This window comes from Acinetobacter sp. CAU_H_S139_7 (assembly GCF_058599305.1).
This window is the reverse complement of the sequence record NZ_CM178651.1, coordinates 3,007,726-3,022,686: the sequence shown is the minus strand read 5'-3', so window position 1 is coordinate 3,022,686 and position 14,961 is coordinate 3,007,726. Positions and strand designations below refer to the sequence as shown.

The following is a 14,961-nucleotide window of genomic DNA, read 5'->3' as shown; positions in this document are numbered from 1 at the left end:
AATTTAGAATCCATTATTTTTAAGCTAAGTTTGAAGGTGTTTCTCAAGTGAATGTGTATAAATTATGTTGGATCTATATTAGCTATGTACGAAGAAAACCCTGCCGAAGCAGGGTTTTGGATGCAGCTTAGAACTTAAAGGTCGTACTTAGCTGAACGCGTCGTCCTTCTTGGGTGTTTGTATAGCGGTTATAATAAGCATCTTCAGTGGAAACATATTGATAATCAACAAAATTGACATCAAAAATATTATAAAGTGCGACACCAACTTCGATATTGTCATTCACTATATAGTTGGTTCCAAGATGCCATTGTGTATAGCCTTTATAGTCACCTAAAGTGTTTTTAACGTTACCATCTTCTCGGATTTGACTACTGCGATATTCACCACGTAACCAAAGTGATGCATTATCAGCAGGTTGGTAATTAACTAAGAGGTTAGCCATGTGTTCAGCATTATCTGCATCATCAATGGTACGACCTGTCGCATCAGTTAGTTCACCTTCTGTCCATGTATAATTGCCAGAAACTTGCCATTGGTTATTAATTTGGTATGAGGCACCAACTTCAATACCATGTGACTCAGCTTCTTCTGCGTTGTAAGGGCGTGCAAGTGTTAAGTTACGATTTTTTGCAGTTGTCCAGTCTACGCCCCATTCTTTTAACTTGGCATCACAGGCTGCTTCATTACCTGTACAGTCAAACTCGATCGGACGACCATCATAGCTGACACCAGGTACATAAGTACCATCATTGGTCAGCCGGTCTACATCACTTTGTCGAATAAAAGTAAGTGCATAGTTTGCACCCGATGTTGTAATTTTATCTTTGGTCTTATTTTGGAATAATGTTAGGTTCGCATTAAAGCCTTGTTGGTTATCAAAATAAATGCCTAACTCTGTACTTTCACTCGTTTCAGGCTGCAAATTAATATTACCTAAAACTGGTGTGCGTCCTTGACCAGCAATGTTGGATAAACCTTGGGTAAGTTGTTCTAAGCGCGGAACTTTATATCCTTCAGCATAACCACCTTTAGCAGTCCACTGATCATTCATATTCCAAACTAAATATGCGCGTGGGGTAAAGAAATCACCAAAAGCACTGTGATCATCGAAACGGCCACCTAAGGTTAAATTTAAGTTTGGTAAAATAGACCACGTGTCTTCAATAAATAGACCATATTGCTCAAAAGTTAGTTCAGGGTTGGCACGACGAATACCATCTTTTTGGCTGGCATCCCACCATTGACCACCAATGGTAATGTTGTGATTTTCAATGTTTTGCGTGGTGAATTTAGTATCAAAATAGATATCTTCACTTTTTAATTCACGATTAACGAATTTTTGGTTTTCTGGTGTCGTTAACATGCCCGCGGGTAAAAGCCGTCCAACAGTTTCTGTTTCTACATGAGAAATACTGCTTTCTAAACGACCAAAAATTGTTTGCCATTCATGAGAGATATAGGCTTTGGTGCGTTCATATTCTTGACTAGGTCCATAGCCTTGAGTGCTATTGGGCGCTAGTGGCTTACCATTATTATCTAGGTATGTACCAAGTTGTCCACGACTGTTATCAAACCATTGTTGAGTGTTTTCAACGTCAAGTGCAAAACTATGATCAGGATGTGGTGTAAAAGTTAAGCGGCCACCAAATGTTTCAATATCTGATTTTGTCGGACTATTTCCTTGAGCTAACGTATTGATCTCGCTATTTGCAGCTGGGACTTTAATATATGATTGTTGGCGTTCAGCTTTCCGTGCGCGGATTTGTAAACCAACCAAATCTTTTACTAGTGGGCCTGATGTAAATATTTCGGCAGCGTATTGGTTACCAAACTCTGAGCTATTTGGTAGGACAGTGCCGTTTAAGTTTAGAGAGCCAGTCCACTCATTAGACACTTTTTTAGTAATGATATTGATAACGCCGCCCATAGCGTCTGAACCATATAAAGTTGACATTGGGCCGCGAATGACTTCAATTCGCTCAATAGCTGAAATTGGTGGAATAAAATTATTATTAGATTCGCTAAAACCATTCGGTGTAATGTTTCCTACACTATTTTGGCGCTTACCATCGATTAAAATTAAAGTGTATTCAGGTGGCATACCACGCATACGAATATTGAGTGTTCCTGTCTTACCTGCAGTAGGGCTAACATCTACACCTTCTACACCACGTAAAGCATCTGCTAATGAGTTCACGCGTTTGGATTTGAGATCTTCTTGATTTAATACAGTAATAGACGCAGGTGCATTTTTAATATCTTGTTCAAAACCCGCAGCTGAAACCACAATGGTGGAAAGCTGATGTGGCGATGAATCTTCAGTTGTTGTTTCTGCGAAAACAGGAGCGGTGATTGCCCCAAGCAATGCCAATGAAAGAGGGTGTAGATTAAACTTACTCATAACTAGAGTTCCAATGATGGACGAGAAAAAAATTGAAAAAAACGATCAAAAAGTTAGCGCGAATATTAATGGTAATATTTATCATTTGCAACAAAAAGACATAAAAAATATAATACTTTGCGCTTAATCAGTAGCGATTTAAAAATATTCAAAATAAAAAACGATAAATGAAGAAAAAAATATGTGGTTTCAATCGGGTGTTTTGTATATCGTTCAATGTTGTCATATAATGTGGCACTTTTTAAAATTGTTCTTACCAAAAGATTGAGGAAGCCATGCAAGTAACTTCTGAAGCGGTTTCGGGTGTTACCCGTCGTTTAAATGTATCTGTACCGACGAGCCGTGTTAACGAGCAGTTCGAAGCTCGCTTAAAACGCACTGCTAAAACTGTGAAGATCAACGGCTTCCGTCCAGGTAAAGTGCCAGTAAATGTTGTTCGTCGTGAATATGGCGCGGGTATCTACCAAGAAGTCGTAAGCGACATTATTCGTGACACAGTATTTGAAGCGATCCAACAAGAAAAAATCAATGCTGTTGGCATGCCAAACATTGAAAAATCTGAATTAAAAGACGACGCGCTTGTATACGAAGCGACTGTTGAAGTTTATCCAGAAGTTAACGTGAAATTTGATGGTTTAGAAGTTGAACGTAAAGCATCTGAAGTAAACGACAAAGATGTTGATCAAATGATCGAAAACCTTCAGAAGCAACGTGCTTCTTGGGCTGAAACGAAAGGCATGGCTAAAAAAGACATGCAAGTTACTTTCGACTTTGAAGGTTCAGTAGACGGTGAAAAGTTTGAAGGTGGTTCTGCAGAAGACTTTAAACTTGTTTTAGGTTCAGGTCGTATGATCCCTGGCTTCGAAGACGGTATCGTTGGTATGAAGAAAGGCGAAGAGAAAGTTATCGATGTAACTTTCCCTGAAGACTACCAAGCTGAAAACCTTGCTGGTAAATCAGCTCAATTCAAAATCACTGTGAAGCTTGTTGAAAAACAAAAACTTCCAGAAGTTGACGCTGAATTCCTTAAAATCTTCGGTCTAACTGAAGAAGAAGGCATTGAGAAGTTAAAAGCTGACGTTCGTAAAAACATGGAACGTGAAGTGAAAAATGGTTTGCGTAATCAAGTGAAAGGTGCAGCTTTTGATGCGCTTGTAGCTGCAAACGAAGTTGAACTTCCTGCGTCTATGGTTGCTCAAGAAGTTGACCGTCAACGTCAACAAATGATCCAACAGTTCACTCAGCAGTTTGGTGCTCAAGGTGCGAAAGCATTTGACTCAAGCATGCTTCCAGATGAATTGTTCAAAGAACAAGCTGAAAAATCTGTAAAATTAGGCGTACTGGTAAGCAAAGTTTTAGCTGATGCTAAAATTGAGGTAGATCAAGCACGTGTTGATGCTTACATCGAAGACATGGCTTCTTCTTATGAAGATCCAGCTGAAGTGATCGAATACTTCAAAAATGACAAACAACAACGTTCGCAAATCGAAGCTGTTGTGTTAGAAGACCAAGTGGTTGATCACATCTTAGCGTCTGCTAAAGTAACGGATACTGCTGTAAGCTACGAAGACTTATTGAAAGAGCAACAAGCTCGTCAACAAGGCTAAGTTTAGCTAAAGTAAAAAAGGCGCTTTGAGCGCCTTTTTTATTGTGATCTAGGTTTGTAAAAGGCCTTGCGTTCACAAAGCTTATGCAAAAAATATCTGTTATTTACTTGGGAATATTTTGCATTTTCAGCAATTATCCCTCATATTGTGACTATGAGTTGAGTAACAAAAAATTTAGGAATAAGTAAACGTATGTATATTCCAACTATCGATAATGCCTTAGTTCCAATGGTTGTAGAACAGTCATCTCGCGGTGAACGTTCATTTGACATTTATTCACGTCTTTTGCGTGAACGCGTCATTTTTATGACTGGTGAAGTTGAAGATAACATGGCGAATTTGATTGTCGCGCAAATGTTGTTTTTAGAAGCGGAAAACCCAGATAAAGATATTCATCTTTACATTAACTCACCAGGTGGTTCGGTGACTGCTGGTATGGCGATTTACGATACCATGCAATTTATTAAACCAGATGTTGTGACTTACTGTATGGGGCAAGCAGCATCAATGGGTGCTTTCTTGCTGAATGCAGGTGCAAAGGGTAAACGTTATTGTCTTGAAAATGCACGTGTCATGATCCATCAACCGTTAGGTGGTTTCCGTGGTCAGGCATCTGATATTGAAATTCATGCACGTGAAATTCTGTTCATTAAAGAACGTTTAAACCGTTTAATGGCAGAGCACAGTGGTCAAGACTATGAAACTGTGGCACGTGATACTGACCGTGATAACTTTATGACAGCGCAAGCTGCAAAAGAATATGGTCTCGTGGACGAAGTGTTATCTAAACGTCCATAAGTTTTAAAAGTTTAGAATTGGAGTGAATATGTCCGAACATCCTCAAGGACAAAAGCATTGTTCATTTTGCGGTAAAACGCAGTCTGAAGTTGGGAAACTGATAGCAGGCGAGGACGCGTACATCTGTAATGAATGTGTGGACGTATGCTTAGACTTGGTGCAAACCAGTCAACAAGTTGAGTCGGGTGACTGGGCTGCAAAACCCTTGCCTAAACCTCACGAAATTCGTGCGGCATTAGATCAATATGTCATTGGTCAAGATGTGGCAAAGAAAACCTTGTCAGTTGCTGTCTATAACCACTATAAACGTCTTAAAGCGACACATGGTGGACATACACACGACGATGCGGTTGAAATTGCGAAAAGTAATATTTTATTAGTAGGACCAACGGGTTCGGGTAAAACCTTACTTGCGCAAACCATGGCGCGTCTTCTCGATGTTCCTTTTGCTATGGCTGATGCAACGACACTTACCGAAGCCGGCTATGTCGGTGAAGATGTTGAAAACATTGTACAAAAGCTTCTACAAAAAGCAGACTACGATGTAGAAAAAGCGCAAAAAGGTATCATCTATATCGACGAAATCGACAAGATTACCCGTAAGTCTGAAAACCCATCGATCACGCGTGATGTGTCGGGTGAAGGTGTACAGCAAGCGTTACTGAAAATGATCGAAGGTACGGTTGCCTCTATTCCACCTCAAGGTGGTCGTAAGCATCCGCAGCAAGAATTCATTCAAATTGATACTTCAAATATCTTGTTTATCTGTGGTGGAGCATTCTCGGGTCTTGAGAAAATCGTACAACAGCGCCAAGAAAAGGGTGGAATCGGTTTCACGGCTGAAGTGAAGAAGAAAGATGAAGGCAAGAAATTGTCTGATTTGTTCCGTCAAGTTGAAGCGACAGATTTGGTGAAATTTGGTCTGATTCCAGAGTTTATTGGTCGTTTGCCTGTAATTGCGACTTTGGAAGAGTTAGACGAAGAAGCTTTGATGCAAATTCTGACTGAACCGAAGAATGCATTGACCCGTCAATATCAACATTTGTTTGATATGGAAAACGTTGATCTGGTTTTTGAAGACTCAGCACTGCGCGCTGTGGCGAAAAAAGCTTTGGATCGTAACACGGGTGCACGTGGCTTACGTTCTATTTTAGAAAATACGCTGCTTGAAACCATGTATGATTTACCAAGTCGTACTGATGTTGGCACAGTTGTGGTGAATGAAGACGTGATTAACGGTACGGCTGCACCATTTTTTAAGCCAGAGCGTTTACCAAGAATCGAACAGAAAGATGCAGCTAAAGTTGATTTAAAAGTGATTAATTCAAAGTCCGCTTAAGTTGTTATTCATCTGAAACGTGTGAAAATCGAGTGTTTTCACACGTTTTTTTATATTCAAAAAAAAGAGGGAATGCTACTCTGCATCATAGGCTGGGATGCCTAGATTAAAACTAAAAATTCAGTATCAAAATAAAAAATACGTCGTGAGGAATAGTCATGCGTGCAATGACGATTACGCTTTTAAGCAGTTTAATTTTATTGGGTTGTCATGGAAAAGCGACAGTTGAACAACCTGAATTAACATCAACTCTCAGCCATGAGGTCGATTTTGAACATGACCCAGGCATGATTGAGCAGTATCGCATCGGGGTGTTTAGCGTAGGTGGGTGGGTCAATCAAAAATTAGGACAGCGTTTTCAGCGTGTCCAACCCCAGCATGAACAAGCGGCGATGGTTTATCTGTATCGTCCAGACTCAAAATGGAATCGACAAGAAATTGTGGCCTCGAGTTTATTTATCAATAAAGAACGCATTCCAAGCTTGCTGAACAATCATTATTATTGGGTCGAATTGCCCGCAGGGACTTATCGTTTATCCAGTAGTCGGCCTTTGGGCATTAACCATTTTCAAAAGCCGAAATATATCGATTTTAGCGTAGAAGCAGGGCAGTCTTATTTCATCAAGTATGATGAAGAGAACTTATCCACACGCCATGATGTTTCGGGGCCTTTGGCGGTCATACCTGAAAAAATTGCGATTCAAGAGATTGCATTTACCCAGTTAAAGTCCAACAGCTACAACTTTGTCGCGGAAGATCAACACACGGGTGAGTTACGAAAGAAAGCGCAAAAACTTAAACCTGCCAAATATGACCCAAGTGAAGAGGTTCAGCTGATGAAACCCTTTAAGCTGTGGAATCCTTTAACCTGGTAAGTGAGCTATTGTGCTTTTTTGGCTTGTTCAAATAAGGGTATCAGGGTCTTTTCAATTTGACGATTCATTTCCAGCTGAATAGCTGGATCTTGCATCATTTCAGCAGACATGGCGATGCTATTGCGCATGATTTCACTCATCATTTTGCTGCTTTTTTTATTGATAGACTGGCCTAGAGGTGTTTCAAGAAACTGAATGTTGGCCAACACTTCCTCTTCGGTAAAGGTCTGCATATATACATTTTTAAGCATTTGCATAAATTTCGGATCAGAAATCAATTTACTGCTAAACGATGCCGTGATTTCAGCGATTTGCTTGGCTGCTTTTTGTTGTTCATTATTGAGTGTAGATGTTTTAAAAATATTCTTAATGATTTCTTCGGCTTGCTGGTCATAAATGGGGCGCATTTCTTGCTGAGACTGTGCTAATGTGCCTTTAATATCGCCCAGTTTGAGCGCCTTCTCTACCGATGCTTCGGTCGCGGGTTTGGCAAAAGAAGCTGTGCTGAGGACACATAAGGTAATACTGCAAAGGATGTGATTTAATTTTTTCATTGTTGGTCTATATTTTTTGATTAAGTCTATAAAAGTAGGTAAAAAATACCCTTAACATGACCTTAGCATGTTAAGGGTATCCAAAAAAGTAAAACTTAAGTTTTAGCCCGCTGCTGCATCGACTACTGGAATTTTACCAATTTTCGCTTGCCAGATTTTTGGTGCTGTCGCGTGAATAGATGTGCCATTTACATCAACTGCGACCGATACAGGCATATCTTTCACTACAAATTTGTAAATCGCTTCCATACCTAAGTCAGCAAAAGCAACCACTTCAGCTTCACGAATTGCTTTAGACACAAGGTAAGCTGCGCCGCCCACTGCCATCAAGTAAGTCGCTTTATTGTCTTTGATTGCTTCAACCGCTGCAGGACCACGGTCCGCTTTACCGATCATGCCGAACATACCTGTTGCTTCAAGCACTTGACGTGTGAACTTGTCCATACGTGTTGCTGTTGTTGGGCCAGCAGGACCAACCACTTCATCACCGACTGGATCTACAGGCCCCACGTAGTAAATGAATTTACCTTTTAAGTCGACAGGAAGCTCTTCACCATTGTTTAACATGTCTACCATGCGTTTGTGTGCAGCATCACGACCCGTATAAATTGTACCGTTTAGAAGCAAAGTGTCGCCTGGTTGCCAAGCGTTCATTTCTTCTTGGGTAATGGTGTCGAGGTCAACGCGCTTAGAGGTTGATGAATCCCAAGTGACTGATGGATAGTCTTCAAGTTTTGGTGCTTGAATGTGTGCAATACCTGTACCATCAAGTTGGAAGTGTGCGTGACGAGTCGCTGCACAGTTTGGAATCATACCCACTGGTTTGCCCGCAGCGTGACATGGGTAATCTTTAATTTTAATATCTAGAACTGTGGTTAAGCCACCTAGGCCTTGCGCGCCAATACCCAGTGCGTTTACTTTTTCGAAGATTTCCATACGAAGTTCTTCGATTTTATTTTCAGGGCCACGACGAAGTAATTCGTCCATGTTGATTTCTTCCATGAGCGATTCTTTCGCAAGCATCATGGCTTTTTCAGCAGTACCACCAATACCAATACCCAACATACCTGGTGGACACCAGCCAGCACCCATAGTTGGAACAGTTTTAAGTACCCAATCCACGATTGAGTCAGATGGGTTTAACATAGCCAGTTTAGATTTGTTTTCTGAACCGCCACCTTTTGCCGCAACGGTAATATCCACTTTGTTGCCTGGAACAAGTTTGTGATAGATCACAGCAGGGGTGTTGTCTTTGGTATTTTTACGACCAAAAGCTGGGTCAGCCAATACAGAAGCACGCAGTACGTTTGAGTTTTCTAAGTAACCCTGACGTACACCTTCGTTGATTGCATCGTCTAAGCTCATAGTTAAATCAAATTTAACATCCATGCCCACTTCAACGAATACATTGACGATACCTGTATCTTGACAGATTGGGCGGTGACCCTCTGCGCACATACGCGAGTTAATTAAGATTTGTGCGATCGCATCCTTAGCGGCTTTGTTCTCTTCACGATCATACGCACGGCTCATCGCTTGGATGAAGTCTTGTGGGTGATAATAAGAAATGAACTGAAGCGCATCTTTGACCGATGTGATCAAATCATCTTGCTTGATAATAGTGGTCATACAAATATCTCTTGAGCGGGCTGATAGCTAGCGGGCTAAATTATAAGACAAAATGCCGAGGTTGTGGATGTTTTGCGAAGCCTTTGGGCGAAAGTTTAATAGTTGAACAAAATTGATGAGAAAATGAGGTTATAAACGGTGGTAAATATGACAAAAAAGCTTGAATTTAATGAAATATTTCATGTCTAAATTCGGTTCGTGAATATGATTTATTATTTAAGATTTTGAATATATTGGAAAAATAATAATATTTTAAATATGACAACTCTGTCATAAAGTTGTCATAAAACTTTCGCATAATGCATTCATCAAACAATAGGACATCGAACATGTTGACAGGTTTAGTGATGGCTGCGGGCTTTTGTGTATATATCGCAGCGACTTGGATGTACGGTCAAAAAGAAGATCAGGCTTAAGCTTTATCTTCTTTTTTTTTGTTTTAAGCTTTCTTCAAATCTTCAAATCTTCAAATCTTCAAATCTTCAAATCTTCAAATCTTCAAATCTTCAAATCTTCAAATCTTCAAATCTTCAAATCTTCAAATCTTCAAATCTTCAAATCTTCAAATCTTCAAATCTTCAAATCTTCAAATCTTCAAATCTTCAAATCTTCAAATCTTCAAATCTTCAAATCTTCAAATCTTCAAATCTTCAAATCTTCAACTAGCTAAAAATTGTTTAACGCCTTAAGATTCCAGTTTAAAATCTTAAAAAAATACAATGAAATACTATTCCTCTACTTCAGCCTTGCTATTTATCGGATGCTTTTTCTTGTGGTCTATTTTCCTGTTTTATTTAATGGCTCAAAAGCATGCAGGCAATGTCATTGTCGAAGATATATTTAAATTTAATTTTTACTGCATGATGCTTGCAATGTTGCCTTTGCTTTTGAAAAAAGCTCCGCCTAAAAATGATGTCGAGATGACGATTTTTGAAGAAAAGCAACATATGGAAATGCGCCATCAAGTCCTGAGCCAATCTGCTCAAGAGCGTCGGAAAGCTTATTTGATGAGTGCTTTTTTCGGTTTTTTAATGTCGAGTTTAATGATGGGCTTTATTTTGATGTTAGATAAATAAGCTGAATGTGAGTTTATCCGATCTAATTTTTCTCACTTTTCCGCATTTGGGATGGAGAGTAGCCAAAGTACTTTTTAAAGCGATGACTGAAATGGCTGCTGGAGCTAAATCCATACTGTTCCGAAATGTCCGTCATATTGGCAGATGTGTGCTGTAGAGCTTGGTGTGCCAGTTCAAGTCGACGTTGCATCACATATTGGTGCGGTGGCATGTGCATGGATTGCTTAAACATATGAGCAAAATGGTATTCACTGAGCTGAGTTTGCTCGGCCAAATCTGATAAGGTCAAGCTTTGCTGAATATGCTGATCAATCCATTCTAATAACTGCTTCAGGCTATATGGGGACAGCCCACCTTTAACTTCAGGGACTTGCCATTCGGTATGGCTATAATTTTTAATCAAATGGTTGAGCAGCAGCGTGGTGGCAGTACTCATCTGCAAGTGATTTTCCCTGTTTTGCCAAGCCCCATTGAGTAAAAAATGTCGATAGATCATGGCAATCTGTGGGTCGGCCACGAAACTTTGCGGATTTAAAGTAATTTGGCTCGGCTCACGATCCCACACCTGTTCGGCGACACGTTGTAAATGTTGCTCGGTGTAGTACAGATGCACAAAAGTCAGTGGGTCGCGCAGATCCCATGTTGACTCAAAGTCCTGTGGCATCAAGCACATATGATCTGGCCCACCGCCATTATGACAACCTTGAGCTGTCTTTTGATAACTGTGATATCCCCCTTGAATGTACATACTAAGGGTATGGTGGTTACTACAAACACTGACGCGGTCTTGGTTGTTTTGCCACATGGCCAACTGCATGCCCGAACCCAGTTCGACCGAGTCGAGGAGTTGAGCTTTATGTTGTTGTAATTGATCTAGAATCTGATATTTCATCATCTATACGCAGTGCCAAATGGAAGATTTAGTGTAGGACTTTGATTTCATTTTGTCATCTATATCCGAAAATCAGTAAAAAATCACAAGTTTATGATAGTGACCACAAGAAGGTGCAAGAAATGAGAAACCTAAACCAAGCACAATAGCGTGAGTGGTTTGAGTTTGGTTTAAAGAGTATGAATGCGCTGTTATATGCTTTGGTTGTGGTGATTTGGGGAACGACATGGATTGCGATAAGTCTGCAACAACAAAGTGGAATATCGACCAATGTAGCCGTGTTTTGGCGCTTCTTTATTTCGGCTCTGGTGTTGTTTACTTTTGTTGTGTTGTGCCGAAAACTGCAAAAGCTGGCTGTAAAAGACCATCTATTTTGTATGTTGCAAGCGTGCTGTATTTTTGGTTTTAACTTTGTTTGTTTCTATTATGCGGTTCAATATATCAGCAGCGGTTTGGAGGCTGTTATTTTTTCGATGGCGGTCATTTTTAATACCCTCAACGCTAAACTGTTCTTTGGACAACAGGTTTCTACCCGTTTTTATCCTGCGGCTTTGTTGGGTGGACTGGGGATCATCGCCTTGTTTTGGCATGATGTGATAGGGAGTACCTTAAATAATCATACGCTGATGGGGATTGGTCTTTGTGTGTTGGGAACCTATGGTTTTTCATTGGGCAATATGATCAGTGCGCGTCATCAGAAAAACGGATTGGATATTTTTACCACCAATGCTTATGGCATGTTGTATGGTTCAATCCTGATGGCGTTGATTGCTGGATTTAAACAAGACGAGTTTTTCCCCGCTATGGAATTCAGTGCGGTGAGTGCTTTATTGTATTTGGCTATTTTGGGTTCAGTGATTGGCTTTACCGCCTACTTCTATTTGGTTGGACGGATTGGGGCAGGCAAGGCTGCTTATAGTACCTTATTATTTCCGTTGGTGGCTTTGGTGATTTCGACTATCTGGGAAGGCTATCAATGGCATATCAATGCGGTCATTGGGGTGATTTTGATTTTATGTGGTAATGCAATTTTCTTTATTCAAGCGCCCAAGTTGAAATTCAGTCAAATGTTGAAGCGAAGCTGAGTGTGCGCAAGAAAATCAAAAGCGATTCTGCCTTAGAAATGAAAGATTTAGGTGTTTTTCATCCTTTGTATTATGCTCATTTTAGAGAGCTTCATGCAGGGCTTTATAAATGGATTTAAAAATGTTTAAATTATTCGCTCGTTACAACGTGTGGTCTACTCAAAAATTAAACCAAGTTTTAAAAAATGTCTCTGATGAAGATTTCAATGCTGAATGTGGACTTTTCTTCAAAAGTATTTCTGGAACGTTGAATCACTTGCTTGTTGGTGAGCATTATCTATGGTTTCCTCGGTTTTCATCGAAACCATCTCCTACATTGAAGTTAAATACCATCGTAGAAAGGGATAAAGATAAACTCATGTTTGAGTTAGAGAGCAGGGCTTACAACTGGATAGATTTTTTAAAACATGTTGATGTGGAAAAATTTGGACATGATTTACAGTACAAAACATCAGCCGGACAAGAAATGAGTCTGCCCTATGCTGCTACATTATTGCATGTGTTTAATCATGGAACGCATCACAGGGGGCAAGTGACAGCGGCTTTAACTTCAATGGGTTATCCATGCCCAGAGATTGACATGGTATATATGTTGATAGAAGAAAATCTGCCCGTTTAAGAGAGCTGCGGTTGGTTTTGTAAAATAATGGAATCGAGCTGATACGATGCCCCAATCATGATGCTGTATTGGCTTTAATCCGAAGCGCTTCCATCTCAATCTCAACCATTTTTTGAGAATTGGATCGTTTCTTTTGCAACTCCTCAAACTTTTGTTTATCTGGCGAGGTGGATAAGATAATTTCACCCATTTCAATTTGAAGATTATTGTCTTTTTTGAGCTTCTCACGGGCTGCGGCTACTTCTGAGCTTTTGAGAGACACCATATCGTAATTTTGATTCAGACTTTGAATGCGCTTGTTTGATTTTTCAATTGCAGTTTTTAGAGCACGCAGATCTTTTTTTTCCATCGCATGTTTTATCTCCCATATTGAGTTTTCTGCTTCTTGTTTAGCTGCACTTGATTGTGCCCCGAGCGCAATGAGGTCATGTTTGATGTCTGCTGCATTATCTTGACTCAGATGTGAGGTGGTCTGCGGTGCAGTACGAGCCGCGACATGGGGTTCGGTATTTGGTTTTGGTTGTTGTCGTGTGTTGTCTAATGCCCCTGAATTCAGTTGAGGGTACACCATCTGTTGTAAGGCTCTCATTTCACTGACAGAACTTTGTTGTATGACGCTGATTTGCGCTTCTAATCCGGTGATGCGATCCATCTGTGGTGGATTTTTAGTATCTTCTTGTGCAAGCTCAACACCAAGTAAATGGACTTGCTTAAATTTTTCACGTAACGCAGCGCCTTCTTGGCTTTTGAAGTTTGTTGCATCTAGTGCAGTATTAAACGCAAGAGAATGGGTTTTCAGTTGTTCTAGCAGGGCGGGGATGGTATCGACTTCTTTATTTTGACGAGCCGCTTTAAGTGCATCTTGTACGTTCAAAATGGCTTGAGAGTTTTTATTCGAAATCTGATCTAGGGCATCAAGATCCGCTTTAATGTCAGCTGGATTAGCTGTACTTAAGTTTTTATATGCTGTACTTAAGTTTTTATATGCTGTGGTTGAGTCTGACGGTGTTTGGTGCTGCTTAGATTCATTACATGCTGTCAGTGAAAATGTTGTCACTATTAGAATTGGAAGCAATTTTTTATTCATTATGAGACCAATGATTTATAATTTAATTATATCTCTTGAGTATATTGTTTAAGTGTCTGAAAAGTAAAATCTTACTGTTTTATCTGTGTTTGGGATATGCGTAAGTATGCATTAGTTGAGCATTAGGCAGACCACTCAATTAGCTTAAGTTTCTAGTATAACTGTGAGTATGATGTCATTGACCAAAGAGGCATGCGTGGTCATTTACAGGTCTATTTGCAACTTGTAGAATCACCCTAAAATCTGAAATAGGTCTCTAACGAAGATCTTAATTTAAAAAGAAAATTAATTTATTTTAGAAAAATTAATAAGTAAAAATGCAAGATCATTTTGCACCATTTGGGAGTGGGGAAAGTGAAATCAAATATCAATAAATTGTTCAGGTTTATTTTATGTCTATCCATTTCGATTTCAGTATCAATAGCTTTTATGTTTGTTATGCTGATCCCAGGGCTTGTTGGCTCTTATTTTAATTCAGAGTCACTTGAGCTTTTTCTAGGACTTCTGGTTGGTTTGGCTTTTTTTTGTTACCTAGCTCTCAATTTATATTGGATATTTAATGAAGAAGTCAGAGGCATGTTTCTGGTACATATCTCCAAAATCATATTTGCGTTATTGGTTGTTATAGGCACTATATTTACCGCAGGTATTGGATTACTTTTTACTTTTCCTGCGCTTGTATTCATTGGTTATCTTTTATATTGGCACTCCCAAAAATATAAGGAATATCAAGATAAAATTAAGAAAAATGAAGAAGATCAGGAAAAAATCAGAAAATATAATGAATATGAAAAACAAATTGAAGAATACGAAAGATATCAAGCGAGGCTTAAAGAAAAACTGGACCGATAGCAGGATAAAAGATGAGAAGGTCTCAAATCCTGTATTGATTGAGGTGATTACTGTAGCGATCGCAAAATTATAATTTAAGACAGTTCAAGAGAAGAAAATAATGGAGCTTTCATTTCTTTCAATAGTTGGTTGTTTATTGATAGT

At 39.5% G+C, this 14,961-nt stretch carries 13 protein-coding genes; 8 read left to right on the top strand and 5 right to left on the bottom strand.

The genetic code is table 11. The annotated features are described in order from the left end of the window. Positions 1-127: 127 nt before the first annotated feature. Complete coding sequence (locus AC4MC0_RS14685) at positions 128-2,404, bottom strand: TonB-dependent receptor domain-containing protein (protein WP_335997707.1); 2,277 nt, start codon at positions 2,402-2,404, stop codon at positions 128-130. Between the two features lie 275 nt (positions 2,405-2,679). Between AC4MC0_RS14685 and tig the strand changes: the two genes are divergently transcribed. From tig to AC4MC0_RS14665, 4 genes are all read left to right on the top strand, one after another. Beyond that, complete coding sequence (gene tig / locus AC4MC0_RS14680; RefSeq protein WP_004979052.1) at positions 2,680-4,011, top strand: trigger factor; 1,332 nt, start codon at positions 2,680-2,682, stop codon at positions 4,009-4,011. 192 nt (positions 4,012-4,203) lie between these two features. Next, positions 4,204-4,809 (top strand): ATP-dependent Clp endopeptidase proteolytic subunit ClpP, encoded by a 606-nt coding sequence (gene clpP, locus AC4MC0_RS14675; RefSeq protein ID WP_004692427.1) that lies wholly within the window; start codon positions 4,204-4,206, stop codon positions 4,807-4,809. A gap of 28 nt (positions 4,810-4,837) precedes the next feature. Then, positions 4,838-6,148 (top strand): ATP-dependent protease ATP-binding subunit ClpX, encoded by a 1,311-nt coding sequence (gene clpX, locus AC4MC0_RS14670; protein ID WP_058868910.1) that lies wholly within the window; start codon positions 4,838-4,840, stop codon positions 6,146-6,148. Between the two features lie 158 nt (positions 6,149-6,306). Continuing rightward, positions 6,307-7,023 carry a DUF2846 domain-containing protein gene (locus AC4MC0_RS14665; RefSeq protein WP_104222100.1) on the top strand — a complete coding sequence of 239 codons (717 nt, stop codon included), beginning with the start codon at positions 6,307-6,309 and terminating at the stop codon, positions 7,021-7,023. A 5-nt stretch (positions 7,024-7,028) separates the two neighbouring features. Here AC4MC0_RS14665 and AC4MC0_RS14660 read toward each other — a convergent pair whose 3' ends face one another. Together AC4MC0_RS14660 and AC4MC0_RS14655 are read right to left on the bottom strand one after the other, a co-directional pair. Beyond that, on the bottom strand, positions 7,029-7,577 hold the full coding sequence (locus AC4MC0_RS14660; RefSeq protein ID WP_125273927.1) for a DUF2059 domain-containing protein: 549 nt from the start codon (positions 7,575-7,577) through the stop codon (positions 7,029-7,031). 102 nt (positions 7,578-7,679) lie between these two features. Continuing rightward, positions 7,680-9,206: a fumarate hydratase gene (locus AC4MC0_RS14655; protein ID WP_279693352.1), complete on the bottom strand. Its 1,527-nt coding sequence runs from the start codon at positions 9,204-9,206 to the stop codon at positions 7,680-7,682. A 770-nt stretch (positions 9,207-9,976) separates the two neighbouring features. Between AC4MC0_RS14655 and AC4MC0_RS14650 the strand changes: the two genes are divergently transcribed. Then, positions 9,977-10,282, top strand: coding sequence for a hypothetical protein (locus tag AC4MC0_RS14650; RefSeq protein WP_227509185.1), 306 nt, complete (start codon positions 9,977-9,979; stop codon positions 10,280-10,282). A gap of 22 nt (positions 10,283-10,304) precedes the next feature. On the opposite strand, the gene AC4MC0_RS14645 is transcribed toward AC4MC0_RS14650, so the two are convergent. Further along, the gene (locus AC4MC0_RS14645; protein ID WP_279693379.1) at positions 10,305-11,174 is read right to left on the bottom strand and encodes a helix-turn-helix transcriptional regulator; all 870 of its coding nucleotides are present in this window, start codon (positions 11,172-11,174) and stop codon (positions 10,305-10,307) included. Between the two features lie 179 nt (positions 11,175-11,353). Between AC4MC0_RS14645 and AC4MC0_RS14640 the strand changes: the two genes are divergently transcribed. Continuing rightward, positions 11,354-12,259 (top strand): DMT family transporter, encoded by a 906-nt coding sequence (locus AC4MC0_RS14640; RefSeq protein ID WP_279665010.1) that lies wholly within the window; start codon positions 11,354-11,356, stop codon positions 12,257-12,259. A gap of 109 nt (positions 12,260-12,368) precedes the next feature. Continuing rightward, positions 12,369-12,878: a DinB family protein gene (locus AC4MC0_RS14635; RefSeq protein WP_058868915.1), complete on the top strand. Its 510-nt coding sequence runs from the start codon at positions 12,369-12,371 to the stop codon at positions 12,876-12,878. 55 nt (positions 12,879-12,933) lie between these two features. Here the strand turns inward: AC4MC0_RS14635 and AC4MC0_RS14630 are convergent, their stop codons facing one another. Then, positions 12,934-13,965, bottom strand: coding sequence for a PM1805 family lipoprotein (locus AC4MC0_RS14630; protein WP_335997719.1), 1,032 nt, complete (start codon positions 13,963-13,965; stop codon positions 12,934-12,936). A gap of 354 nt (positions 13,966-14,319) precedes the next feature. Here AC4MC0_RS14630 and AC4MC0_RS14625 point away from each other — a divergent pair, with 354 nt between their 5' ends. After that, a complete protein-coding gene (locus AC4MC0_RS14625) occupies positions 14,320-14,817 on the top strand; it encodes an MreC domain-containing protein (RefSeq protein ID WP_171455640.1) in 498 nt (165 codons plus the stop codon). Positions 14,818-14,961 lie beyond the last annotated feature (144 nt).

What these genes read in the sequence shown, in the direction of transcription:
- AC4MC0_RS14635 (WP_058868915.1), top strand. Translation starts at nt 12,369, where the DNA reads ATGGATTTAAAAATGTTTAAATTATTCGCTCGTTACAACGTGTGGTCT.
- AC4MC0_RS14685 (WP_335997707.1), bottom strand. Translation starts at nt 2,404, where the DNA reads ATGAGTAAGTTTAATCTACACCCTCTTTCATTGGCATTGCTTGGGGCA.
- AC4MC0_RS14630 (WP_335997719.1), bottom strand. Translation starts at nt 13,965, where the DNA reads ATGAATAAAAAATTGCTTCCAATTCTAATAGTGACAACATTTTCACTG.
- clpX (WP_058868910.1), top strand. Translation starts at nt 4,838, where the DNA reads ATGTCCGAACATCCTCAAGGACAAAAGCATTGTTCATTTTGCGGTAAA.
- AC4MC0_RS14655 (WP_279693352.1), bottom strand. Translation starts at nt 9,206, where the DNA reads ATGACCACTATTATCAAGCAAGATGATTTGATCACATCGGTCAAAGAT.
- AC4MC0_RS14640 (WP_279665010.1), top strand. Translation starts at nt 11,354, where the DNA reads ATGAATGCGCTGTTATATGCTTTGGTTGTGGTGATTTGGGGAACGACA.
- AC4MC0_RS14660 (WP_125273927.1), bottom strand. Translation starts at nt 7,577, where the DNA reads ATGAAAAAATTAAATCACATCCTTTGCAGTATTACCTTATGTGTCCTC.
- tig (WP_004979052.1), top strand. Translation starts at nt 2,680, where the DNA reads ATGCAAGTAACTTCTGAAGCGGTTTCGGGTGTTACCCGTCGTTTAAAT.
- clpP (WP_004692427.1), top strand. Translation starts at nt 4,204, where the DNA reads ATGTATATTCCAACTATCGATAATGCCTTAGTTCCAATGGTTGTAGAA.
- AC4MC0_RS14645 (WP_279693379.1), bottom strand. Translation starts at nt 11,174, where the DNA reads ATGAAATATCAGATTCTAGATCAATTACAACAACATAAAGCTCAACTC.
- AC4MC0_RS14665 (WP_104222100.1), top strand. Translation starts at nt 6,307, where the DNA reads ATGCGTGCAATGACGATTACGCTTTTAAGCAGTTTAATTTTATTGGGT.